The sequence below is a fragment of the Agrobacterium sp. SORGH_AS 787 genome (assembly GCF_030819035.1).
GTDB lineage: Bacteria > Pseudomonadota > Alphaproteobacteria > Rhizobiales > Rhizobiaceae > Agrobacterium > Agrobacterium larrymoorei_B.
Genome location: NZ_JAUTBG010000001.1, coordinates 1,461,696 through 1,485,025 on the forward strand (window position 1 = coordinate 1,461,696; position 23,330 = coordinate 1,485,025).

A 23,330-nucleotide genomic window follows, 5' to 3' on the forward strand; every position below is an offset into this window, starting at 1 on the left:
TCTTTAAGTCTACGCATTGTGCTGTCCGAAAATCGGTTCGGATTTTTGGCCCGGCGCTGTAGCCGGGCTCTTTTTATGCGTGGTCTTTTTTCTTAGGCCCGCGCTTTTCGAAGGGTTTATCCTTTTTGCCCTCGAACTTTCCGGGCCGGTCGCCTGCGGCATTGGCCTTTTTCTTCCAGGGCTTGTCATCACCACGGCGCTCACCGCCGAAATCACTCTTGCCCACGAATTTCTTTTGGGCCTTTGGCGGGCGGGTGTCTTCGCGGCTCTTGCCCGTCATGTCGGGCTTGCCTTCCATGGCCTTGACCCGGATGCCCTTTTCAAGCGTCATGTCCTTGCCGAGAGCGGACTCGAAGCGGTCGACGGCGTCAGCTGCCAATTCCACATAGGTTTCCGTCTGCTGCATGCGGATCGCGCCGATATCCTGGCGCGTCAGCTTGCCGAAACGGCAGAGCATGGGGATCAGCCAGCGGGGTTCGGCATTCTGCTTGCGGCCGACCGAAAGGGTAAACCAGGCGCTATCGGCGAAGTCAGAGCGTTCACGGCGCGGCGCGTTATTCTCGACAGTTTCGAAGCTGTCGCGACGCGGCTTGCGGCCATCCAGCGCAACTTCTGCAATGTCTTCAGGCGCCGAGCGACCGGAGTGGTACATACGGACGAAGGCCGCAGCGACCTTTTCAGCGCCATGTTGCTCCAGAAGCTTGGTGACGAAATGGCGCTCGTCATCAGTAACTGCTTCGTTCAGCGATGGATCTGCCAGAAGGCGGGCACCATCGCGTTCGACGATCTCGTCGGCAGAAGGGCGGGTGAACCCAAGCGGGGCTGACCTTCGCGCCTTCGAGGAGACGCTCGGCCTTACGACGCTGGTTGACGGGAACGACGATGGCGCTGACACCCTTCTGTCCAGCACGACCGGTACGGCCAGAACGGTGAAGAAGCGTTTCGGAATTGGTCGGCAGGTCGGCGTGGATGACGAGTTCCAGGCCGGGCAGGTCAATACCACGGGCAGCCACGTCGGTCGCGACACAGACGCGGGCGCGTCCGTCGCGCATGGCCTGAAGCGCGTGGGTGCGCTCGTTCTGCGACAGCTCACCCGAAAGAGCCACGACAGAGAATCCGCGATTGTTCAGGCGGGCCGTCAGGTGGTTGACGGCGGCGCGGGTTGAGCAGAAGACGATGGCATTGCGCGCCTCGTAGAAACGCAGCGCGTTGATGATGGCGTGTTCGCGATCCGAAGGGGCGACCATCATGGCGCGGTATTCGATATCGACGTGCTGCTTCTGTTCGGACGCAGAGGCGATGCGCACTGCGTTCTTCTGGTAGCTTTCGGCAAGCTTGGCAATGCTGCGCGGAACGGTAGCCGAGAACATCAGCGTCCGGCGATCTTCCGGGGATTCCTCCAGAATGAATTCCAGATCTTCGCGGAATCCGAGATCGAGCATCTCGTCTGCTTCATCCAGCACCACGGCACGCAGCGACGACAGGTCGAGTGCGCCCCGCTTGATATGGTCGCAGATACGGCCAGGCGTACCGACGACGATGTGGGAGCCGCGTTCCAGCGCGCGCCGTTCGTTGCGGATATCCATGCCACCGACGCAGGAAGCAATCGAGACACCGGCAAATTCGTAGAGCCATTCAAGCTCGCGTTTCACCTGCATGGCAAGTTCGCGGGTGGGCGCGATGGCGAGAGCGAGCGGAGCAGCGGCTGCGCCGAAACGGTCGCCATTTGTCAGAAGGGTTCGCGCCAGCGCAATGCCGAAAGCAACCGTCTTGCCCGAACCGGTCTGCGCTGAGACCAGCGCGTCCTTGTCGGCAAGGTCTGGGTCAAGCATGGACTGCTGAACCGGGGTCAAGTCTTTATAGCCGCGCTTTTCCAACGCCTGCGCAATCGCAGGGGCGATACCCTGAGTGTCTGTCATCTACCGTCTTTCGGAATATGGATGCCTGCATTTGTCCCAAACGGACGACGCCACACAGGCCGTTAAGGCCACTATGGCCAATTCATGTGGCGCGCTTTTACTGTGATTGCCCGCATTTGTACAGTGCGGGGCGGTACGCTTACTGATTTTGGCGCGAAGGCTTGCCTGGAGCGCGGCGCGGGCACGCGTCCACAACCGTACCGCATGGTTCACAAACGGCATTGCATGGCCTTATCCTTTTCGCTAAGAGACCCGCAACCTGACAGCCCGGTCTCCGGGGGAAACGGGATGTGTGCTTATCTGCCGCTCTCGCGGCGCAGTGGGATGGTACTGGTCTAGGCTATGGCTCGCATTGTCATGAAATTCGGCGGTACATCCGTCGCGAACCTCGAACGTATTCACAATGTCGCCCGACATGTGAAACGTGAAGTGGATGCCGGCCATGAAGTGGCCGTGGTGGTTTCGGCCATGTCCGGAAAAACCAATGAACTGGTCGATTGGGTGCAGAACACGCCGAAGGTCGCTGGTGCCAGTGGCTCCGCATCTTTTTACGACGCGCGTGAATATGATGCCGTCGTCGCGTCGGGCGAGCAGGTCACATCGGGTCTTCTGGCGATTGCGCTTCAGTCCATGGGTGTGAACGCCCGCTCCTGGCAGGGCTGGCAGATCCCGATCCGCACCGACAACGCCCATGGCGCTGCGCGTATTCTCGACATTGACGGTTCCGATATCATTCGCCGCATGGGCGAGGGTCAGGTGGCTGTGATCGCCGGTTTCCAGGGTCTCGGCCCGGACAATCGCATTGCGACCCTTGGACGTGGCGGTTCCGATACGTCCGCCGTTGCCATTGCTGCTGGCGTCAAGGCCGATCGCTGCGACATCTATACCGATGTGGACGGCGTCTACACGACCGACCCGCGCATCGAGCCGAAGGCTCGCCGCCTGAAGAAGGTGGCATTCGAGGAAATGCTCGAAATGGCGTCGCTCGGTGCCAAGGTTCTGCAGGTCCGTTCTGTCGAGCTTGCCATGGTGCATAAGGTTCGGACCTTCGTGCGCTCCAGTTTTGAAGATCCCGATGCGCCGGGCATGGGTGACCTTATCAATCCGCCCGGTACTTTGATTTGTGACGAGGATGAAATCGTGGAACAGGAAGTCGTAACCGGCATCGCCTATGCCAAGGATGAAGCGCAAATCTCGCTGCGTCGCCTCTCGGATCGCCCCGGCGTTTCGGCCGCTATCTTCGGCCCGCTCGCTGAAGCGCATATCAACGTCGATATGATCGTGCAGAACATTTCCGAAGACGGTTCGCGCACCGATATGACCTTTACGGTTCCTTCCGGCGACGCTCCCAAGGCGCTGACGGTTCTGGAAGACAACAAGGCACAGATCGGCTTTGACGTGGTGCAGAACGAAACCGGCCTTGCCAAGGTGTCGGTCATCGGCATCGGCATGCGCAGCCACGCAGGTGTTGCGGCAAGCGCGTTCAAGGCGCTGGCTGAAAAGAACATCAACATCAAGGCGATCACCACCTCGGAAATCAAGATTTCGATCCTGATCGACGGCGCCTATGCCGAACTTGCAGTTCGCACTTTGCATTCTGCTTACGGTCTGGATAAAAGTTGATTCTTGAACGTCAGTACACGTTATTCGATTCTTTCCGAAGAACGGTGTTCTGATGCAAGTGTCGCTTTCGGCTTGAGAGCCGGGGGCGGTACGCCTTAGATTTGATTGAGCCTTTCGTGCGGGCCGCAAGGGTTTGCACGATCGGCATTCGGGAGCATGCGCGATGAGAGACCTTTCCGCAGGTCCGCGTGTCCTTCTCAGGCGGCTTCGCGAAATGATGGCGGAGCATCTTGAGCCGCAGGAGCGCCTCGACCAGATTGTCCGGCAGATCGCCAGCAACATGGTTGCCGAAGTGTGTTCCGTTTACGTGCTTCGCTCCGACAGCATTCTCGAGCTTTATGCCACCGAAGGCCTGAACAAGGATGCGGTCCATCTTGCCCAGTTGAAAATGGGGCAGGGTCTTGTCGGTACGATCGCCGCTTCCGCTCAGCCGCTCAATCTTTCCGATGCCCAGGCGCATCCCGCTTTCCGTTATCTCCCTGAAACGGGTGAAGAAATTTATCATTCCTTCCTCGGGGTGCCGATTTTGAGATCCGGTCGCACTCTTGGCGTTCTTGTCGTTCAGAACAAGACCAGCCGAACATACCGGGAGGATGAAGTTGAAGCGCTTGAGACAACCGCAATGCTTATTGCGGAAATCGTGGCGAGCGGCGAATTGAAGAAAATTACCCGCCCCGGCGTGGAATTGGACCTGACCAGAGCCGTCTCCATCGATGGCGACGCCTATGGTGAAGGCATCGGTCTCGGCCACGTTGTCCTTCACGATCCCCGCATCGTCGTCACCAACCTTCTGAACGAAGACGCCGATACCGAAATCCGTCGCCTTGCCGAAGCCATCGGCTCGCTGCGCATTTCGATCGACGACATGTTGCAGCGCCGTGATGTCGCGACCGAAGGCGAGCATCGCGAGGTGCTGGAAACCTACCGGATGTTTGCCCACGACCAGGGCTGGGTTCGCCGTATGGAAGAGGCGATCCGCAACGGTCTGACGGCAGAAGCCGCGGTCGAGAAGGTGCAGAGCGACACCAAGGCGCGCATGATGCGCCTGACCGATCCCTATCTGCGCGAGCGGATGCATGATTTCGACGATCTGGCCAACCGCCTGCTGCGGCAGTTGATGGGCTTTGGCGGCAGGGGTCCCGAACACGAATTTCCGGTCGATGCCATCGTGCTGGCGCGCGCCATGGGCGCTGCCGAGCTTTTGGATTATCCGCGTGAGAAGCTGCGCGGTCTGGTGCTGGAAGACGGCGCGGTCACGAGCCACGTGGTGATCGTTGCGCGTGCCATGGGCATTCCGGTCATCGGTCAGGCGACAGGTATCGTGGCGCTGGCCGAAAACAATGACCCGATCATCATCGACGGCGACGACGGCAAGGTGCATTTGCGGCCCGTCACCGACCTGCAGCGCGCCTATGAAGAGAAGGTTCGCCTCCGTGCCCGCCGCCAGGAACAGTTCCGTGCACTGCGTGACGTTGAGCCGATCACGAAGGATGGCCAGAAGGTCAGCCTGAAGATGAATGCCGGCCTGCTGGTCGATCTTCCGCAGTTGGAAGAGTCCGGCGCGGACGGTATTGGTCTCTTCCGCACCGAACTGCAATTCATGATCGCATCGAATATGCCGAAGGGCGAGGAGCAGGAGGCGTTTTACCGGAGCGTCCTGCGCCAGGCCAAGGGCAAGCCCGTAACCTTCCGCACACTGGATATCGGCGGCGATAAGGTCGTCTCCTATATGCGTGGACAGGAAGAAGAAAACCCGGCGCTCGGCTGGCGCGCCATTCGTCTGTCGCTCGACCGTCCAGGTCTGTTGCGCACCCAGATGCGGGCGCTTCTGCGTGCGGCGTCTGGGGCCGAGCTGAAGATGATGTTGCCTATGGTGACGGAAGTCTCGGAAATTCATGCCGTTCGCGAGTTGATGCAGAAGGAAGTTCAGCATCTTTCGAAGTTCAGCCATGCGCTGCCGCGCAAGCTGCAATTCGGTGTGATGCTGGAAGTGCCGTCGCTGATGTGGCAGCTCGACGAGTTGATGTCGGAAGTGGACTTCGTCTCGGTCGGATCGAACGATCTGTTCCAGTTCTCGATGGCGGTGGATCGTGGCAATGCCCGTGTCTCGGATCGCTTCGACACTCTGGGCAAACCGTTCCTGCGTATCTTGCGTGACATCATTCGGGCTGGCGAACGCAACAACACGCCGGTGACGCTCTGCGGCGAAATGGCAAGCAAGCCATTGTCGGCCATGGCGTTGATCGGGCTCGGTTTCCGATCGATTTCGATGTCGCCGACGGCCATCGGTCCGGTGAAAGCCATGCTGCTCGGGGTCGACGCGGGTCTGCTGGCGGAAGAATTGAATGCTGCGCTGGATGACAGCAAATCATTGGAAAGTACACGTGATTTGCTGGTGCGGTTTGCTGCAACGCATTCAATCCCTATCTAAGCTACGAAATAAAAAGTGGAGTATGTGACAGGTGGCGAAGCTTCCCGTCGAGAAAATGCGTGAGCTTGAACGCCGCTTCGGCGAGATCGAAGCGCGTATGTCTGCAGGCCCGGCCGCGGATGTCTATGTCAAGCTGGCCTCCGAATATTCGGAACTCCAGCCGGTGGTGAAAACCATTCGCGAATATGAGAAGGCGACGGCCGAGGCTGCCGATCTGGAGGCGATCCTGTCCGACAAGACGATGGATCGCGACATGCGTGAACTGGCCGAGGCAGAACTGCCGGAGCTTTCCGAGCGCATCGAGGCGCTGGAGAAGGACATGCAGATCCTTCTTCTGCCGAAGGATGCAGCGGACGAAAAGAGCGCGATCCTTGAAATCCGAGCAGGCACCGGTGGCTCTGAAGCAGCACTCTTCGCTGGCGATCTCTTCCGCATGTATGAGCGCTTCGCCAGCGGCAAGGGCTGGAAGGTGGAGGTGCTCTCATCTAGCGAAGGCGAAGCGGGGGGCTTCAAGGAAATCATTGCGACGATCAGTGGCCGCGGCGTGTTCTCCAAGCTGAAATTCGAGTCCGGCGTTCACCGCGTCCAGCGGGTCCCGGAAACGGAAGCTGGCGGGCGCATCCACACCTCTGCCGCCACCGTTGCCGTGTTGCCGGAAGCCGAGGACATCGACATCGAAATCCGCCCGGAAGATATCCGCATCGATACGATGCGCGCATCCGGTGCCGGCGGCCAGCACGTCAACACCACCGACTCCGCCGTCCGCATCACCCATTTGCCGACCGGTCTGATCGTGACATCCTCGGAGAAGTCGCAGCACCAGAACCGTGCGAAGGCGATGCAGGTTTTGCGCTCCAGACTTTACGACATCGAGCGGCAAAAGGCCGACAGCGAACGTTCCGCTGATCGCAAGAGCCAGGTGGGTTCTGGAGATCGATCCGAGCGTATCCGCACCTATAATTTCCCACAGGGTCGCGTCACCGATCACCGCATCAACCTGACGCTCTACAAGCTCGATCGCATCATGGAAGGCGATATCGATGAGTTGGTCGACGCGCTGATTGCCGATTATCAGGCGGGTCAGCTGGCGCAGCTTGGCGAGCAGCAGTGAGCGTCGAGACGACCGTTCAAGCTCTTGTGGCCGATGCAAAGCGGCGCCTTGCTGGAGCGGGCATTGCCGATCCATCGACGGATGCGCGGCTGTTGATCGGCGACGTGATCGGCTTTTCGCTCACCGACTTCGTTCTGAATGGATCGCGACTGGTTCATCCAGATGAAGCAAAGCGGATCGAAGGGCTGATCGCGCGGCGGGAAAAGGGAGAGCCTGTCCACCGCATCCTGGGACACCGCGAGTTCTACGGTCTAGACTTTCTCATGTCACCGGGAACGCTGGAGCCGAGGCCGGATACGGAGGCGCTGGTGGAGGCCGTGTTGCCACATCTGCGGGCCATCGTTGCGCAAAAGGGCAAGGCGCGTATCCTGGATATGGGGATTGGCACCGGCGCGATCTGCCTGTCACTGCTGCATTCTGTTCCTGAAGCCACGGGCGTCGGGAGTGATGTGTCGGCGGATGCCCTGGCAACGGCTTGGCGCAACGCGGAAAGATTTGGACTTCAGGAGCGTTTTCAAACGGTGGAGAGTGACTGGTACGACCATATTTCCGGGAAGTTCGACATAATCTTGTCAAACCCGCCTTATATTAGAACAGACGTCATCGATACATTGGGTCGCGAAGTTCGCGAATTCGATCCCTTGATCGCCCTGGATGGCGGTGCGGATGGCCTCTTCCCGTACAGAGTCATAGCTGAAAAAGCAGTGGATTTTCTCGAAAGTGGTGGAGTGGTCGGGGTCGAAATAGGCTACGATCAAATGGCAGATGTAGCGACCATATTTGCATCTGAGGGATATGATTGCGTCGACCGCGTCAAAGACTATGGCGGCAACGATCGCGTATTGATATTCCGCAGGTAGGTCAAAAAACAGCTGCGGGTGTTTTGTTCAAGGATATTTTGCAAAGCAAAAGAAAAGGCTTGGATTTCCGCAGGAAGCGGGCTAGTTTGCGGCCACATGCCGGGTGGCTGAGGGCGAGATAAGATTCGTCAGGGTTTGGATCAGTCCCGAAGCGGGTTCTCTTGGAGAACTCTGAAAGGCTGGGCATTTCCGGCATGTGATTCAGGAAACTTTGTTCGCAAGCGGCTAGATGCAGCATATGCGCATCGGGTCGGCAAACGCGAAGTCTTGTCTCTTTTGAGAGCAGGGCGCGTAGTGGTCGCGGTTCAAGGGAGGACTGGTTCCTTATCCGGATCGCATCGAAAAATGAGAATTGTCAGCACAACAGAATTCAGGTGAGCAATTGATGAGGCCAGGACAGCAAAACAAGCGCGGCCGGGGGCGTAATAACAACAACAATAATAATGGCGGCGGAAACAACAACAATTTCAACCGTAAGGGTGGAAATCCGCTGACCAGAACCTATGACAGTTCCGGCCCCGATGTGAAGATCCGCGGCACTGCCCAGCATATTGCGGAAAAATACGCAGCACTCGCCCGTGATGCTCAAAGCTCCGGCGATCGCGTCATGGCGGAAAATTACCTGCAGCACGCTGAACATTACAACCGCATCATCGCATCCGCTCAAGCGCAGATGCAGGAACGCTTCCAGCGCGACGATCGTGGTGAGTACGGCAACGACCGTGATGGCGACGATATGGATGGCAATGACAATGACGACGTCGTTGTTGTGCTGCCGATCGCGCATGAGCAGAACGAACAACGCTCTCATCGTCAGGATCAGCCCGAACGTCAGGAACGCCAAGAGCGGCCTGAGCGTCAGGAACGGCAAGATCGTCCGGAGCGTGGTGAGCGTCGCGATCGCCGCGACCGCCCAAATCGCCCTGATCGTCAGCCGCGCGAAGCGCAGGCCGAAGAAAGTGCAGAGACTGTCGACGCAGCGCCGGTCCCCGTCGCTCCGGTTTATGATGCAAGCTCGGCACCGCAGCCGGTGATCGAAGGCACGCCGAAGGAAGTGGCCGTCGAAGAGGAAGCCCAGGCAGAAGCCGGTGCAAGCGAGCGCGCACCGCGCCGCACGCGCAGCACCAGCCCGCGTCCTCGCCGCCCACGCCGCACGGCAGGCACCGAAGAGGCAGAAGGCGAGCAGCCTTCCGAATTGGAGAAAGCTGCCGAGTAAGGCAGTTCTTTCACAGCGATAAAAGAAGAGCGATGGGTGAAAATCCATCGCTTTTTTGTTGAGATGATGAGAGCGTCCCTACAATCCACCCATCGGCCCGACACTTGGTTTGATTTTCGGGCCGATGTACCGCGGTCACGCATTCCGCAATCGGCCCTGCATCAGATCGATAACGGCGCGTGCTGCTTCGAGCACATTTGTTCCAGGGCCGAAGACGGCAGCGACGCCGTGATCGAGCAGGAACTCATAGTCCTGACGCGGGATAACGCCGCCGACGATGACGACGATGTTCTCCGCTCCCTTGGCCTTGAGCGCATCGACAAGCTGCGGCGCAAGCGTTTTGTGGCCGGCAGCGAGCGACGACATGCCGACCACATGCACCTTGTTCTCCACGGCAAGATCGGCTGCCTCATCCGGCGTCTGGAAGAGCGGTCCCGCAATGACGTCGAAGCCGATGTCGCCAAAGGCGGATGCGATGATTTTAGCGCCGCGGTCGTGCCCATCCTGGCCGAGCTTGGCGACCATCATGCGCGGCTTGCCACCGACGGTGCTCGTTAGTTCATCGATGCGGTTGCGCAGGGTGGCGAATTCGGGATCGTCCTCATAGGCTGCACCGTAAACGTCGTGGACGACTTCCGGTACGGCGGCATGGTCCCCAAAGACGGCGCGCATTGCGTCTGAAATCTCTCCGACGGTGGCTCTCGCACGCGCAGCTTCAACAGCCGCTTCGAGCAGATTGCCTTGTCCCGTGCGCGCAACCTCCGAAAGCGTCGCCAATGTTTTCTCGACATTAGCCGGGTTGCGCTGGCGTCGCACGGTCTCCAGACGCTTGATCTGCGAGGCCCGCACGGCGGAGTTGTCGATATCCAGAATGTCGAGCGGCTCCTCATTTTCCAGCCGGAACTTGTTGACGCCGACGATGATCTCTTCGCCGCGATCGACGGCAGCCTGGCGTTTTGTTGCGGCCTCCTCGATCAGCCGCTTCGGCAAGCCCTCATCGACGGCCTTGGTCATGCCGCCCAGTTGCTCGACCTCTTCGATCAACGCCCAGGCCTTCTCTGCAAGTTCGTTCGTCAGGCTTTCGACATAGTAAGAGCCTGCCAGCGGGTCCACCACCTTGGTGATGCCAGTTTCGTGCTGGAGAATGAGCTGGGTGTTGCGGGCAATGCGGGCAGAAAAATCGGTCGGCAGCGCCATTGCCTCATCGAGTGCATTGGTGTGAAGCGATTGCGTGCCGCCTAGCACGGCAGACAGCGCCTCATAGGCCGTGCGGATGACGTTGTTGAACGGATCCTGTTCCTGAAGGGATACGCCGGAGGTCTGGCAGTGGGTGCGCAGCATCATCGAGGATGCCTTTTGCGGGTTGAACTCCTCCATGATCCGCGACCAAAGAAGACGTGCGGCGCGAAGCTTCGCCGCTTCCATGAAGAAGTTCATGCCGATGGCGAAGAAGAATGAGAGACGACCGGCAAAGTCGTCGACATTGAGCCCCTTCTTCAAGGCCGCACGCACATATTCGCGACCATCGGCCAGCGTGAAGGCGAGTTCCTGCACCAGCGTCGCACCCGCTTCCTGCATGTGGTAGCCGGAAATCGAGATGGAATTGAAGCGTGGCATTTCACGCGCCGTATATTCGATGATGTCGGCAATGATCCGCATCGAGGGTTCCGGCGGGTAGATATAGGTGTTGCGCACCATGAATTCTTTGAGAATGTCGTTCTGAATGGTGCCGGAAAGCTCGGCGCGTGCGCATCCCTGTTCTTCACCGGCGACGATGAAGGAGGCGAGGATCGGGATCACCGCGCCATTCATCGTCATGGAGACCGACATTTCCTTTAGTGGAATACCGTCAAACAGGATCTTCATGTCCTCGACGGAATCGATCGCCACACCCGCTTTGCCGACATCGCCGACCACGCGCTCGTGGTCGCTGTCATAACCGCGATGGGTGGCAAGATCGAAGGCGACAGACAGGCCTTTTTGACCTGCGGCCAGATTACGCTTGTAGAAGGCGTTGGATTCTTCAGCGGTCGAGAATCCGGCATATTGGCGGATCGTCCAGGGGCGGCCTGCATACATCGTCGCCCGTGGGCCACGGACGAAGGGCTTTAAGCCCGGCAGGCTATCGAGATGGGAGACATTCTCTAGGTCCTGTGCAGTGTAGAGCGGCTTGACGGCAATTCCCTCGGGCGTCTGCCAGGTCAATGTGTCGGGAGACCGCTTGAGTTCTTTCTCGGCCAGTTTCTCCCAATCCATCACCGACTTTTCCTCCGACATGCCTGTCTCCCTGTTGCGTTTCGTCTTGAGATAGCGACGCGCCTTTCGGAAGTCGCTGCAAGGACCAAACGTTTATCTCTCCATCCGGTCGCATCGGATTGCGACCAGACAGACACGTTAGAAAGCAATGGGTGATTTAACAACCGCTACGATCGATCAAGCTTATGCCTTGCGTCCAAGCGACATGATGCGTGCACGCAAGGCTTTAGCCAGGTTGCGGGTGTTTCGGTACATGTGGACCTGAGCTGCGACCTGACGCACGTCACGGTCGCTATTTTGCGAAAGGCCGATGACAAGCGTTCCCATCTCGGCAGTGTTGCCCCACAATTGGTTGAGCGGCAATTCCTCTTCTGGAACGCAGCTGTCGGTCCGGATGATGTTGGCGTCGTCAAGCTGCCATTCGGTCAGCCGATGGGCAAGAAGACGCTCCGGCATATAGTTGGCATAACGCTCGTTGAATGCCGCCTTCCAAATAAACGCTTCGCCCATGGCCATGAGGATGACGACGGAGGCGATCGCTTCACCGTTGAGGTTGAGCGTATGGATACGCGCCGAGTCGATCTCTGCCAGGTTGTTCATGGCTTCGCGGGCGAAGGCGGTGCGGTAGCGATCGGTAACGAGCGCATTGCGCTTGCGGTTACTCCTGCCATGCGCCTCCAGCGCCAGAAACTCCTCCATTCGCATGCGCACGTCGCGAGCCTGGCGGGCGACATCATAGGTGACCTCTCCCATTGCTTCCAGATCCGACCATTTGGCCTTGAGAAGCGCGCGGTCAGCGTCCGAAAGCCGGTCATGAAGAAAGCTGTCAGCATCCGGACCGTTTTCCAGAAGCGGCCTTCTGCCGCGTTCGGCGGTCGCAACCGGAAGGTTTCGGGTCATGGCGATCGTCCGGATCATTCGCACGAAGGGGCCATTCAACCGCGCCAAGGGAAGAACGAGCACCTTGGGGAGTCTGAGTTCCGGCTGCATCAGGGCGTCGAGCAGATTATCGACCGTTTCACCGGCACCTTCAATATCGACAAGCGGCGTTCCGAGTGGACCAAAGGGATTGGCCCAGGCGCGCAGAATGGATGGGCCGACGGAGAAGCCGGGCTTCTCGACGGTGAAAGGCATGAGAAAACGCATGCGGCTGCGCGTGCCATTTTCGTCCCGCATCAGGGCGAAGCGAACGGAGCGGTCGTCGATGCGCGGCATGGCTGGTGCCAGAAGCCGTCCGGTGAAAAAGACGTTCGGCTCCATCACGCGGTTGGACAGGAAATCGAGTTCTTCCTGAAGATCGTAACCAAGCTGGCCTGGATAGATGCAGAATTCGCGACCCTCGCGACCGACACGGATACTGCTATCCGCTTCGGGTCGCTCCAGTTCAACGGAGGTCTTCATCATGGCGAATCGATTTTCGCTGAAATCCGGATCGTTTGGGTCGCTTGCCATGCTCTTCTATACCATTGCTGGATGTAGGATTACCATAAAAGCCGAAGCAGCTTCCGTACTTTAATTGGTATCAGGCGAATGAGACGGGTGAGAAATCATCACGCTCCAGCGGGTACCACAACGTATTGATCATAGATCGGGATCGGACAAATGTTGAGTGCCCCCGCAACGAAATATTCGCATGAGATCATAAATCCGGAACGACGGGCGCGCGCTTGCGGGCAGGGAGAACTCCGAGGACCAGAGCGCAACCTATGATAATGATACCGGCACCGATGAATTGCGCTGCCGATAGCGGCTCGTCCAGAGCAAATGCACCGATGAACACCGCAATTACAGTCACCACGAATTCGACGCTGATCGTCTTGGTGGCGCCGATCGTCGCGACCAGGCGGAAATAGGTGATGTAGGTCAGCGCACTCATGACGATGGCAAGAGCGAACAAGTAGCCGATATCGAGCAGGGACGGTATTGTTGGAACAGGCACGACGGCAAGCAGGGGCAGAGTGACGACGCCGCCAGCGAAGAAAGAGCCGATAGTGATTTCCCACGAGCCAGTCCCCTTCAGGTAGCGGCTGGCATAGTTGCTGCCGAAGGCAGCGCATAGGCAGCCCAGCATGCAGGCGATGCATCCGAGCACAAAGGCCTCCGTGATGGGAACGGCGGGGAAGCCGACAAGAATGACGATGCCGAGGATGCCGAAGGCGATGCCGAGCAACGACTGCGGCGACATCTTTTCCAACCCCCAGAACTGACCGATCATCATGGAAAAGAGCGGAATGCTGGCGACCATGATTGCCGCCATCGCGGTGCCGATCAAGGGGGTGGCGTAGGAGAGGCCGATCAACTGTCCGGCAACGGTCGTCGCTCCCACCATGGCAAAGGCGCGCCACCCAGCCGAAAAATCCAGGTGACGACCGATCGCCTTGGCGACCAGATAGAGCGTGATGCTGGCGATGAAGCATCGGAGCGACACGGCCCCCACCCAGCCAAACGCGCCCACCACATGGAGCACGAGCATGAAAGAGAGGCCCCAGGCCACAGCAAGAAAGATATAGGCGGCGAGTTGGCCCGGCTTCATGACGTTGATTGTTCCGGCAAGAGAGGTGATGCCGGAACAGTTAGGCAAGCGTCCGGATTCGGTCAATTGGATTTTCCTCGCCGAAGCGGCCGCAAGTTGGATCACAGCGTGGCCAGCAGCCGGTTGCTCACCGTACCGCCTGAAGCCGCCTGCATGGAGACCTTTTTTTCCACAGCTTCGATAACGGTATCGGTGAAGTCCACACTGGTGAGTTCGCGGATATGGCCGAGACCACCCGGAGAAAAGACGTTCACCTCAAGGATCTTGTCACCCACAATATCGAGCCCGACGAGGAACATGCCGTCCTCCACCAGCTTCGGCCGCATCATTTCGGCAAGCGCCAGTACCTCGTCATTCACCTCGACCGCTTCCGCTGTGCCCGAGGCATGGATGTTGGAGCGCAGATCGCCCTTTGCTGGCACGCGACGCAACGCGGCATAGGCGCCGTCTCGCATCAACGGTTCGCCATTCATCATGAAGAAACGGATATCGCCATTCTTCGCTGCGGGCAGATAGGCTTGGGCGATAAGATAACCTTCTATGCTGATCGCCTCAAAAATTTGGTTCAGGTTCGTTTCCTTCGAGGAGCCGATCTTGAAGACGTTCTTGCCGCCGGAACCCTGCAAGGGTTTGACGATGACGCCTTTGGGATGAGCATCAGCAAAGGCGCGAATCTCCTCGACATTGCGGGAAATCAGCGTGGTCGGGCGAACGATTTCAGGAAAGCTCTGGAAGTAGAGCTTATTCTGCGCGAGCGCCAGGCCTTCCGGGTCGTTGAGAACGATCACGCCTCGCTGCTCGGCCAATCGGCCGAAGAGAATGCCGGAATGCACCGCCCAAGGCCGCGCGGTCTGATCGAGCGACGGATCGTTGCGTAGCATCAGCGCATCGATCTCCTCGATGTCGATGGTTTCTCGCTGCAACTGGCGTTCCTGCAGGACCGCGTGGAAACTCTCGACCTTCTTGTATTTTTGCTTTGGCATGACAAGCGCATGGACCACGAGCGTGTCATCCGGGCGCAAGGTAAAATCTCCGGGCGTCAGATAGATGACTTCGTGGCCGCGATTGAGCGCTGCCATCGCTAGAAGTCCCGTGGCGTAGCTTGGATGCTCCCCTTCGATTGAATTGACAAAAAACGCTAGGCGCATGGGTCCCTCTCCTTAAAGCGTTGCCATTTCGGCAATGGACAGTCCTGATCGTATTTTTTCGAGCCGCTCATTGGCGCGTGCCAGCGAGAGAAAAGCCGGGCGTATGCCGGGCGGTCGCAACAGTCCGCGGAGCGAAAGCTCCTGCATGATGGGGAAATGGGCTGCTGAAATCTTTCCCATCCAGAACGGATCTAGGGCGCCACCTTTTCGCAGATGCTGGAGGATTTCGCTCAAACCTCTGAGGTAGATGGCATCCTTCGGCAGTCCGCCGCCGCGATAGACGCGCAGCACCATGTTGAAGGCGTTTGCCTGATCGAAATGGTGCTCTTCCGTGACCAGCCGATAGGTCTCGACGAAACTTGCCCCATCGAGCATGGCGGCGCTGGCGACGACGCGTCCGGCCACGAGGCGCAGGCGCTGGCGTGTCATACCGCCCGAAAGATGCTCGGCCAGCACCGCCAAACCTTCCTGCACGCCCTCATAGCCGGAAAGACCGCTGCGAAAGAGCCGAAGGCCCTGGGCAGAGCCGTTGAAGTAGGTGAGCAGGTGGACGCCGATTTCATGGTGCAGCAATGCGTCGAGACGGCGCTGTTCCATGACCGTGTGGCGCGAGATCAGCAGCTTTTCGCCTGTCACCATGAGACCCGGTGGAAGGTCATCACGGATTTCGACGCGTGCCTTGAAGCTCGCCTCCTCCTGGTGATAGGCATCGACCATCTCCCGGGCCTTTTGCGCGACTTCATAGCAGCCGACCATCGGGATCTCGTCTTCATTGGCAGGCATCTTGCAGCGCGCAAGCACATCGAGCGCGAGTGCCAGCAGTTCCGGCTCGACCGAACCGTACAGCGCGCGACCGAAATCGGTATATTGTCGCTTGTGCAGGTGGGCGAGCATCGTCAGTTGCAGGTCGATCTCCTGCTGCTTCTCGCGGTAAAGATGATAGAGGACCGGGTCCTCCAGATGGTCGAAGGCGACCGAATAGAGCTTGCGCTTCTGCTCTTCCACGTCGACGCCCAGCGGGCGATAAAGGAAATGCGGCGCATACTCAAAATCGCTTTGCTTGAATTCCTCGAAGGCCTGACGCGCATTGATCGGCGTGACCGACAGGAGAAAATCGAAGGACTGCGCAATTTCATCGATCGAGCGGTCGGCACGGCGCACCGCATCGATGAACGCTTTTCGTCCGAGCGCGCGATGTGTGGTGATGTCGAGTGTATTCGTTTCAGTCGCAAAGGCCGAGAAAGCGCGAAGTCCGGCATCGAAGAGATCGGCGATCATCGTTTCGCGCAGGCCCGGATAGTCTGCTCCGGATTCCGGCTGGCGGTAGATGGGGGCAAAGCGAACGCTGATGCAGGGGAAAGAAATCCCAGCCTCGTTCAGCCGTAAGATCGGATCCTGGACGGGCTCCGGCCGGGTAATGCGCGGCGTGCGAAAACGAACCTCCGCATCGCAGATCGCCTTGATGAAGGCTTTTCGGGCGTTCTGGGTCTCGCGCTCAGTTGTTGCGGAGACCGCGACTTCGTAATGCGGGAGAAAGGGTGAATCATCGGCAAGCAGGATGTCGTGCTCCAGTTCGCCAATGTCGAGGATAACGAAGGCGCCGAAGCGCTTCACCATCTCGTTGCCGATCGCCTGGATGATCGGTGCGGCTTCTTTGAGGCTCGATGCAATGAGGTAGGAAGCATTGGCAGAGGCAATGTCGCGTGCTGCCAGATTCTTCGTACCGTATGTCAGGTGGAGGCAGAGGAAGGGAAGCGGTCGGTCGATATGAAGACGTCCATCCTTGCCGACATCCTTACGGATCGCCTGTCCTTCTGACAGAGCAGTTACAATTTGCGACAGCAGTGGCTCTTCGATGGCCGGTTTGAAAGGGGAAACATTGCTCATTGGCGTTCTCGCAACAGCCGTTCGAGCAGAGCTTCCAAATCGATCATGGTGCGTCTGAGATCGGCGATGACGCGCCTATCCGGTTCTCCGGTCCATTCGTCCATGAAGATCTTCTTGAACTCGATGGCAACGGCACATCCGGTTTCCGGATATCTCTCGTGAACGAAGCGTGTCTGCTCGCCGCGGCCTTGGAAGGCAATGTTCTCGCGAACGTCCAGCTTACGGCCACCAATATTGGCAGAAGCAAAGTGCTCCATCACGGCGTCCACTGCAAAGGCCCAGCGATCACGATCCATGGAGATTGTGCCGATATTGATGTCGGGTGCTTTCTCTTGCGGTGCTGCAGGTCCATCTGCGCCTTCACGGCGGTGATTGTAGCTGTGAACGTCCAGAAGGATGAAGCGGCCGTAGCGATGTTCAATGCGGTCCAGAAAGGCCGCAAGCATGGCGTAGTAATCGTCGTGGAGGGACAGAGATGCGGAAATTGCAGCATCCGCCGGCCGCTCATGCCAGACCTTCAGTCCCCATGACTGTTCAGGGGTCAGATAGATTGCGGCGTCTTTTGCGCGGTTGAGGTCGATCTCAAAACGGGATCTGTGACCGACGATCCGGTTGGTGAGACCGCCGACCATTTCGCCGGTAAAGGGATCTTCCTCGTAGAGCCGTTCCTTCTCCGACAGCGCGATGTTGGTCACGAGGTCATCGCGGAGAATATGGCCATCATGGATCGCGGTGCCGATGATCGGAGACTCCCCGAAAGAGGCCGACCATATTTGTCGCTTCAATGCGCTGGATCGCGTTCCGTTTTCCGTCATTTTCCCCTCATGAAGTCGGGGAAGAAACACGAATGCGCGAATGTTGGTTCCAGGATACCTCTACGCTACCATGAAATGGTCCGGGTGCCTTATGCGCTCAACCTCGTCGAATGCGAAAGCGATGGCCGTCCGCCGTCTTGGCGTTTTCGAGAAGAGCGTGGCCGTCTTCGCGGCACATGTGGGGAATGTCGATGGCCGCCAGAGGATCCGTTGTCTCTATGATCAGGTCTTCGCCAGACCTCATGCCGGCAAGCTTCTTGCGGCTACGCAAAACCGGAAGAGGGCATTTGAGCCCCTTCAGATCGAAGACTACATCCGTGGCCAAGGTCACTCCTTGGCCCAGAACTTCCAAAATGGTTTCTTTGCCGGCTCTTCGGGCTCCGGGGCGCTGAAGGCGAGCGGATTAACAGCGGGCACGGGCACGGACTGGGTGGCTGCCGTGGGTACCTGCGGTTTAACCGTCGTCGCGGAAGCGAGCATGATGGAGGATGGATGGGCAGCAACGACTGGCTGTGGTGCAGTCGGCTGAGACGCCGGAGCAGTCGCGCGCGGCACCGAACCAGAGGTAGATGCAATGGCTGTCGCGCCCGTGGCGGAGATGCCCTTCGCCGCCTTCTTTTCCATCAGGGCAGCGAATTCGGTTTCCTTCATCAGCTTGCCAGCCTTCAGAGCAGAGCCGGTCGGTGCATAAGCCGGTTCGCGCCCCTTGCGCTTGTCCGCAACCAGGACCTTGCGCTCCGCCTCGGTCGGATCATACCAGACCATGCCGTCGAACTTCTTCATCGCCTTGTCATAGGCAAGGTCGTAGGTCTTGTTGTAGCTCACCAATGTGCTGGCGAGTGCCGGCGGCGTGGTCATGGCGGGGCAGGCGGCACTGGCGTTGAACTGACCGCCCTGCGTCTGCTGATTGAAGACGTACTTCTTCTCGCAGACATTGACTTCCGGCGGACGCTTGGTGACTTCGAAATGATCGTAGCCGACCTTCAGCATCTTCCAGAATTCGTAATTCTCACTCTTATGATGGCGCGCCATGTTTTCCGCGGTCATGCGGAATGGCAGCGCCTGTAGCTGGATCGTCTTCTGGCCACCCTTGAAGGCGTCACGCGCGAAGGCGTAGATCTCCAGCATTTGCGCGTCGGTCATGGAGTAGCAGCCCGACGATGAGCATGCGCCATGGATCATCAGGTTCGTGCCGTTGCGGCCATTCGCCTGGTCGTAGCGATTCGGGAACCCGGTGTTGATCGAGAGATAATAATTGGAATAGGGATTCATGTGGCCGGGCGAAAGGTTGTAGAACCCTTCAGGCGCCTGCCTGTCTCCCTCTTTCACCTTCGGTCCGAGTTTGCCGGACCAGGCGCAGATATCGTAGGAAGCAATGACCTCGAAACGGTTGTCGCGCTTTGCTTTCCAGACTTCCAGCTTGCCTTCCTCCTTCAAGATGCGAATCATGATCGGCGCATTGCGATCCATGTTCTTCTTGTCCATCTCGGCAAGGATGGTGGGGGAGAGGGGATAATCGACCTTGTTCTTGACATGAGACACGTCACGCTCGACGGTTTCGAGCGTTTCGTTACAGCCCGCAAGCATCAGACCGGCGCAGGCAAGAAGAGCGATGTGTCTCAAACGCATGGGCGTCATACCGATTTGCATGATGTCTAATGCTCGTAAGGTAAATTGAATTTGATTACAAGTCAGTTGTTTTCTCTCGTGATTCAGGTCGTTGCGGCACGCTCTTTCATCGCTATATTCATGTCATGATCGCATTGTTCGAAGCCTACTGGCCCCACGTTCTCGCACTGCTCTCGCTTGTCATGGGGACCGTGGCTGCGGTTCACGCCACGATGACGAAACAGGAAGTACGCTCCGCACTGGGTTGGGTGGGCGTCATCGTGCTGTCTCCCATCATCGGTGCGTTGCTCTATGCCATTGCCGGCATCAACCGGATCAGGCGCAGCAACCTGGGGCAACAGCGGTCTTTGATGCATGGCACGATCATGGATCGGGTCGCGCGCTTCGATGCGGATAATACTCTTGTCGTCGAGCGCTTCGGGCGCCGCTTCGTTGCCATGAAGACCGTAGGCGACCGGGTGACGCGTGCGGCGCTCACCACGGGCAATATCATCGAGACCCTGTCCGATGGAGACGAGGCCTATGCGGCAATGCTCGAGGCCATCGGTGAGGCGCGTCGCTCGATCATTCTGGAAACCTATATTCTCGATCACGACCGGATCGGGCTTCGTTTCGTCGCAGCACTCGCTAAGGCGCAAGAGCGAGGCGTGGAGGTTCGTGTTCTGGTGGACGCCGTCGGTGCGCGATACTCGGTTCCGAGCATTCTCTCAAAGCTGCGACTGGAAAAGATCAAATCCGCGGTCTTCAACGGCAATGTGATCATGGGGCTCCGGTTGCCCTATGCCAATCTGCGCACGCACCGCAAGATCCTGATCGTCGATGGCAAGTTCGCCTTTACCGGCGGCATGAATATTCGCGAGGGCTTCACCCGCGAGTTCCATGGGGAGAAGCAATCGCACGACACGCATTTCAAGGTTCAGGGACCGGTCGTTGCCGATCTCTTTGCGGTCGCGGCGGAAGATTGGCGCTTTGCCAGCGGCGAGCGTCTGGACGGAGCAGTCTGGGATATCACCCTCCCCGATGGTATACCCGGTGAGCCGATCCTGATGCGTGCCGTCGCCTCCGGTCCTGATAACAGCATCGAGACGAGCCACAAGATGCTGATGGGCGCATTCTCCATCGCCCGGTCCTCGATCCGCATCATGTCGCCCTATTTTCTGCCCGATCGCGAACTGATCTCTGCCCTGACGACGGCCGCGCGCCGAGGGGTTTCGGTCGATATCATCGTTCCGGCGACCAACAATCTGATGCTGGTCGATCGCGCCATGACCGCACAGTTCGATCAGTTGCTTAAAAGTTACTGCCGCATATGGCGCGCCACCGGTCCTTTCAATCATTCCAAACTCCTCGTCATCGATGATCGCTGGTCCTATGTCGGCTCGTCAAATCTCGATCCGCGTTCGCTTCGATTGAACTTTGAGGTGGATATGGAAGTTCTGGACGAAGGCTTTGCGAACACAATATCGGAACGGATGGGGCTAGCACTCGAAAATGCAACGCCGGTGAAGCTGGAAGAGTTGAGGGCAAGGCCTTTTCTCGTTCGTCTGACAGAACGAGTATTATGGTTGGCCTCGCCTTACCTTTGACATCGGGATCGGGTCCAACCCTAACGCAATCCCACGGCGTGTTGCCTTGTGAAAATTGAGCCCGACTTTCACAAGGCAACATGCGTCGATTGAAAGAATTAGAGCGTCCTTTGTGCGGTCTTACGGACGCACGGCACTCTAGACAGGAACACGATGCGACCGAAAAACGATAGTCTCCCTGCAGTCTTCATCTCTTCGTTGCGCAATCGCAAGAACCGGCGATGTCTCGACCCCGTATCGACGCAGGAGACCTCACCCGTCGTTGCCTCCTACAATGTCCACAAGTGTATCGGTCGCGACGGTAAGTTTGACCCCGATCGCATCTGCAAGGTCATTCACGAGTTGCGCGCCGATGTGGTTGCGTTGCAGGAAGCCGATAGCCGATTTGGTGAGCGAACCGGTCTGCTTGATCTCGGGCGGCTTGAGCGGGATTGTGGGCTAACCCCGGTGCAGGTGGCCGGTGCCAGCAAGGCTCATGGGTGGCATGGCAATGTCGTGCTGTTTCGTGAGGGTGCTGTCCGCGATGTGCACACCGTCAAGCTGCCTGGGTTGGAACCCCGCGGCGCGCTCGTGGTGGAGCTGGACTTGAAGCTTGCGGGAACGGTTCGAATCATTGCCGCGCATTTCGGGTTGCTGCGTCATTCACGCGCGCAGCAGGCGAAAGCGCTGGTGGAGTTGCTTAACAAGCGCGAGGCGCAGCCAACCGTTTTGATGGGCGATTTAAACGAGTGGCGTTTGGGCAATGGCTCATCGCTCAATACCTTCCGCGAGGCCTTTGGGACATTGCCGCCCGCGGTGCCGAGTTTTCCTTCGGGACTTCCCGTGCTTGCGCTCGATCGTATCATCGCAAATCGCGAAGGCATGATCGAAAAGGTCGAGGCCCATGACAGCGCGTTGGCGCGTGTGGCGTCCGACCACTTGCCACTTAAGGCGACGATCAACGCAGATGTTCTCAAGATGTCTGTCGCTGGCTAGATCGCTGCGGGTTTTCAAACGGACAACCGAGTGCCAATTCTTCCGTCCCTGAACATCAGGCTTACCGGATCCCGCTTGGTATTCTTCGACCAATCTGACGAGGCAAATGATTTTCGCATTCAAGAATGCGGTATCTGGGTGCCCTTATCCCGCCCAAATGAACTTCTAGTCCATCATGGGGTTGGGGTGATTGAAGAGATTCTCCAACGGTCTTGAACAGGTTCGATCAATTCGTGGAACCATTTTGAGTGTGCGCAATTGAATGTCCGACAAAGACTTCAGGGCTGTTGGGTCACAGAATAAAACAGGAGAAAACAGATGAAAAAGACTTTTGCCGTTACGTTCGCTGCCATGACACTTGGACTGAGCGGTCCGCTTAGCGCAGTCGCAGCCGATCTGGCGCCGTACCGCGAAACCTACCAGGACAGCGATGACCGTAATGGCGTTAAGATCGGCTATCTGACCTGCGACGTTGGTGGCGGTGTCGGCTACGTGATCGGTTCGGCCAAGGAACTGGAATGCACCTTCAAGTCCACCGTAGGCGCACGCCGCACCGACAGCTACACCGGTGTGATCCGCAAGATGGGTGTTGATCTTGGCTTCACCACGCAAGGCAAGCTTGTCTGGGCAGTGTTCGCTCCGACGGCTGGTTATCACCGCGGCTCGCTCTCTGGCCTTTATCAGGGCGCGACCGCGGAAGCCACCGTTGGCGTCGGCGTCGGTGCAAACGTTCTCGTCGGCGGCACTGCCGGCTCTATCCAGCTGCAGACCATCAGCGTTACCGGCCAGGTCGGCCTGAATCTTGCTGCGACGGGCACCTCGGTTACCCTGACGCCTGCCAACGGCTAATCGGCATCATCGCGGCCACGTCAAAATGCCGCATGATCAACAATCGCCCTCTTCGCTATCATAGCGGGGAGGGCGTTTTCGTTATTAGACCAGAGAAATCCCATGAAGCCATTCTTGTCGCTCGCCGTTGCTGTTCTTTTGCTGTTGACGACTGGGGCTTATGCCGATGGCGATCCGGCGGCGGGTGAACGTGCGTTCGGCAAATGCTCAAGCTGTCACAACGTCGATACGCCCCGGACGCGTCTTGGACCACATTTGATGGGCGTCGTGGGAAGGCCAGCGGGGTCCGTTGCCGATTATCCGAATTACTCGCAGGCCATGAAGGATGCCGGGGCAGGCGGTCTCGTCTGGAATGAAGAGGCGTTACGGGAGTTTCTCTCAAGCCCGAAGAAGAAGGTGCCTGGCACCGCGATGCGTTTCTACGGCCTCTGGAGTGAAACGGAGATCGACAACATCATCGCCTATCTCAAGACAAAACCGGCTCCCTGAGCC

17 protein-coding genes and 1 pseudogene are annotated in these 23,330 nt (G+C 58.3%); 9 read left to right on the forward strand and 9 right to left on the reverse strand.

What is annotated here, in order from left to right; translation table 11 throughout:
* Positions 1-73: 73 nt before the first annotated feature.
* A pseudogene (locus QE435_RS06455) lies at positions 74-1,919 on the reverse strand (DEAD/DEAH box helicase).
* 342 nt (positions 1,920-2,261) lie between these two features.
* Here QE435_RS06455 and QE435_RS06460 point away from each other — a divergent pair.
* The 5 genes from QE435_RS06460 to QE435_RS06480 all read left to right on the forward strand — a co-directional run bounded on the left by QE435_RS06460 (position 2,262) and on the right by QE435_RS06480 (position 9,160).
* Positions 2,262-3,542, forward strand: coding sequence for an aspartate kinase (locus QE435_RS06460; RefSeq protein ID WP_349040669.1), 1,281 nt, complete (start codon positions 2,262-2,264; stop codon positions 3,540-3,542).
* 163 nt (positions 3,543-3,705) lie between these two features.
* Positions 3,706-5,973 carry a phosphoenolpyruvate--protein phosphotransferase gene (ptsP, locus tag QE435_RS06465; RefSeq protein WP_306928438.1) on the forward strand — a complete coding sequence of 756 codons (2,268 nt, stop codon included), beginning with the start codon at positions 3,706-3,708 and terminating at the stop codon, positions 5,971-5,973.
* Positions 5,974-6,004: 31 nt separating this feature from the next.
* The gene (prfA, locus tag QE435_RS06470; RefSeq protein WP_306928435.1) at positions 6,005-7,084 is read left to right on the forward strand and encodes a peptide chain release factor 1; all 1,080 of its coding nucleotides are present in this window, start codon (positions 6,005-6,007) and stop codon (positions 7,082-7,084) included.
* Positions 7,081-7,944, forward strand: a complete 864-nt coding sequence (gene prmC, locus QE435_RS06475) for a peptide chain release factor N(5)-glutamine methyltransferase (RefSeq protein ID WP_349040670.1) — start codon at positions 7,081-7,083, stop codon at positions 7,942-7,944. The genes prfA and prmC overlap by 4 nt, the downstream gene beginning before the upstream one ends.
* A gap of 385 nt (positions 7,945-8,329) precedes the next feature.
* A complete protein-coding gene (locus QE435_RS06480; protein ID WP_349040671.1) occupies positions 8,330-9,160 on the forward strand; it encodes a DUF4167 domain-containing protein in 831 nt (276 codons plus the stop codon).
* A 135-nt stretch (positions 9,161-9,295) separates the two neighbouring features.
* Here the strand turns inward: QE435_RS06480 and scpA are convergent, their stop codons facing one another.
* The 8 genes from scpA to QE435_RS06520 all read right to left on the reverse strand — a co-directional run bounded on the left by scpA (position 9,296) and on the right by QE435_RS06520 (position 19,428).
* Positions 9,296-11,437: a methylmalonyl-CoA mutase gene (gene scpA / locus QE435_RS06485; RefSeq protein WP_349040672.1), complete on the reverse strand. Its 2,142-nt coding sequence runs from the start codon at positions 11,435-11,437 to the stop codon at positions 9,296-9,298.
* 162 nt (positions 11,438-11,599) lie between these two features.
* Complete coding sequence (locus QE435_RS06490; protein WP_349040673.1) at positions 11,600-12,868, reverse strand: GNAT family N-acetyltransferase; 1,269 nt, start codon at positions 12,866-12,868, stop codon at positions 11,600-11,602.
* Between the two features lie 187 nt (positions 12,869-13,055).
* A complete protein-coding gene (locus tag QE435_RS06495) occupies positions 13,056-13,949 on the reverse strand; it encodes a DMT family transporter (protein WP_349041144.1) in 894 nt (297 codons plus the stop codon).
* A 101-nt stretch (positions 13,950-14,050) separates the two neighbouring features.
* Positions 14,051-15,097, reverse strand: coding sequence for a glutathione synthase (locus QE435_RS06500; protein ID WP_349040674.1), 1,047 nt, complete (start codon positions 15,095-15,097; stop codon positions 14,051-14,053).
* 12 nt (positions 15,098-15,109) lie between these two features.
* Positions 15,110-16,984 carry a flavohemoglobin expression-modulating QEGLA motif protein gene (locus tag QE435_RS06505; RefSeq protein ID WP_349040675.1) on the reverse strand — a complete coding sequence of 625 codons (1,875 nt, stop codon included), beginning with the start codon at positions 16,982-16,984 and terminating at the stop codon, positions 15,110-15,112.
* Positions 16,981-17,799, reverse strand: a complete 819-nt coding sequence (locus QE435_RS06510; RefSeq protein ID WP_349040676.1) for an N-formylglutamate amidohydrolase — start codon at positions 17,797-17,799, stop codon at positions 16,981-16,983. The genes QE435_RS06505 and QE435_RS06510 overlap by 4 nt, the downstream gene beginning before the upstream one ends.
* 97 nt (positions 17,800-17,896) lie before the next feature.
* Complete coding sequence (locus QE435_RS06515; protein ID WP_349040677.1) at positions 17,897-18,130, reverse strand: sulfurtransferase TusA family protein; 234 nt, start codon at positions 18,128-18,130, stop codon at positions 17,897-17,899.
* Positions 18,127-19,428, reverse strand: a complete 1,302-nt coding sequence (locus QE435_RS06520) for a L,D-transpeptidase family protein (RefSeq protein WP_349040678.1) — start codon at positions 19,426-19,428, stop codon at positions 18,127-18,129. The genes QE435_RS06515 and QE435_RS06520 overlap by 4 nt, the downstream gene beginning before the upstream one ends.
* A gap of 125 nt (positions 19,429-19,553) precedes the next feature.
* On the opposite strand from QE435_RS06520, the gene QE435_RS06525 reads away from it, so the two are divergent.
* The 4 genes from QE435_RS06525 to QE435_RS06540 all read left to right on the forward strand — a co-directional run bounded on the left by QE435_RS06525 (position 19,554) and on the right by QE435_RS06540 (position 23,327).
* Positions 19,554-21,014, forward strand: coding sequence for a phospholipase D-like domain-containing protein (locus tag QE435_RS06525; protein WP_349040679.1), 1,461 nt, complete (start codon positions 19,554-19,556; stop codon positions 21,012-21,014).
* Between the two features lie 153 nt (positions 21,015-21,167).
* Positions 21,168-21,989: an endonuclease/exonuclease/phosphatase family protein gene (locus QE435_RS06530; RefSeq protein ID WP_349040680.1), complete on the forward strand. Its 822-nt coding sequence runs from the start codon at positions 21,168-21,170 to the stop codon at positions 21,987-21,989.
* Positions 21,990-22,307: 318 nt separating this feature from the next.
* Complete coding sequence (locus tag QE435_RS06535; protein WP_309770089.1) at positions 22,308-22,838, forward strand: DUF992 domain-containing protein; 531 nt, start codon at positions 22,308-22,310, stop codon at positions 22,836-22,838.
* A gap of 102 nt (positions 22,839-22,940) precedes the next feature.
* Positions 22,941-23,327, forward strand: a complete 387-nt coding sequence (locus QE435_RS06540; protein ID WP_349040681.1) for a cytochrome c family protein — start codon at positions 22,941-22,943, stop codon at positions 23,325-23,327.
* Positions 23,328-23,330 lie beyond the last annotated feature (3 nt).

Excerpts from the sequence above, each read along its gene's own strand:
- QE435_RS06530 (WP_349040680.1), top strand. The coding sequence starts at position 21,168 with ATGCGACCGAAAAACGATAGTCTCCCTGCAGTCTTCATCTCTTCGTTG.
- QE435_RS06540 (WP_349040681.1), top strand. The coding sequence starts at position 22,941 with ATGAAGCCATTCTTGTCGCTCGCCGTTGCTGTTCTTTTGCTGTTGACG.
- ptsP (WP_306928438.1), top strand. The coding sequence starts at position 3,706 with ATGAGAGACCTTTCCGCAGGTCCGCGTGTCCTTCTCAGGCGGCTTCGC.
- QE435_RS06510 (WP_349040676.1), bottom strand. The coding sequence starts at position 17,799 with ATGACGGAAAACGGAACGCGATCCAGCGCATTGAAGCGACAAATATGG.
- QE435_RS06460 (WP_349040669.1), top strand. The coding sequence starts at position 2,262 with ATGGCTCGCATTGTCATGAAATTCGGCGGTACATCCGTCGCGAACCTC.
- QE435_RS06500 (WP_349040674.1), bottom strand. The coding sequence starts at position 15,097 with ATGCGCCTAGCGTTTTTTGTCAATTCAATCGAAGGGGAGCATCCAAGC.
- QE435_RS06495 (WP_349041144.1), bottom strand. The coding sequence starts at position 13,949 with ATGAAGCCGGGCCAACTCGCCGCCTATATCTTTCTTGCTGTGGCCTGG.
- QE435_RS06520 (WP_349040678.1), bottom strand. The coding sequence starts at position 19,428 with ATGCGTTTGAGACACATCGCTCTTCTTGCCTGCGCCGGTCTGATGCTT.
- QE435_RS06505 (WP_349040675.1), bottom strand. The coding sequence starts at position 16,984 with ATGAGCAATGTTTCCCCTTTCAAACCGGCCATCGAAGAGCCACTGCTG.
- QE435_RS06535 (WP_309770089.1), top strand. The coding sequence starts at position 22,308 with ATGAAAAAGACTTTTGCCGTTACGTTCGCTGCCATGACACTTGGACTG.
- QE435_RS06480 (WP_349040671.1), top strand. The coding sequence starts at position 8,330 with ATGAGGCCAGGACAGCAAAACAAGCGCGGCCGGGGGCGTAATAACAAC.
- QE435_RS06525 (WP_349040679.1), top strand. The coding sequence starts at position 19,554 with ATGATCGCATTGTTCGAAGCCTACTGGCCCCACGTTCTCGCACTGCTC.
- QE435_RS06490 (WP_349040673.1), bottom strand. The coding sequence starts at position 12,868 with ATGGCAAGCGACCCAAACGATCCGGATTTCAGCGAAAATCGATTCGCC.
- scpA (WP_349040672.1), bottom strand. The coding sequence starts at position 11,437 with ATGTCGGAGGAAAAGTCGGTGATGGATTGGGAGAAACTGGCCGAGAAA.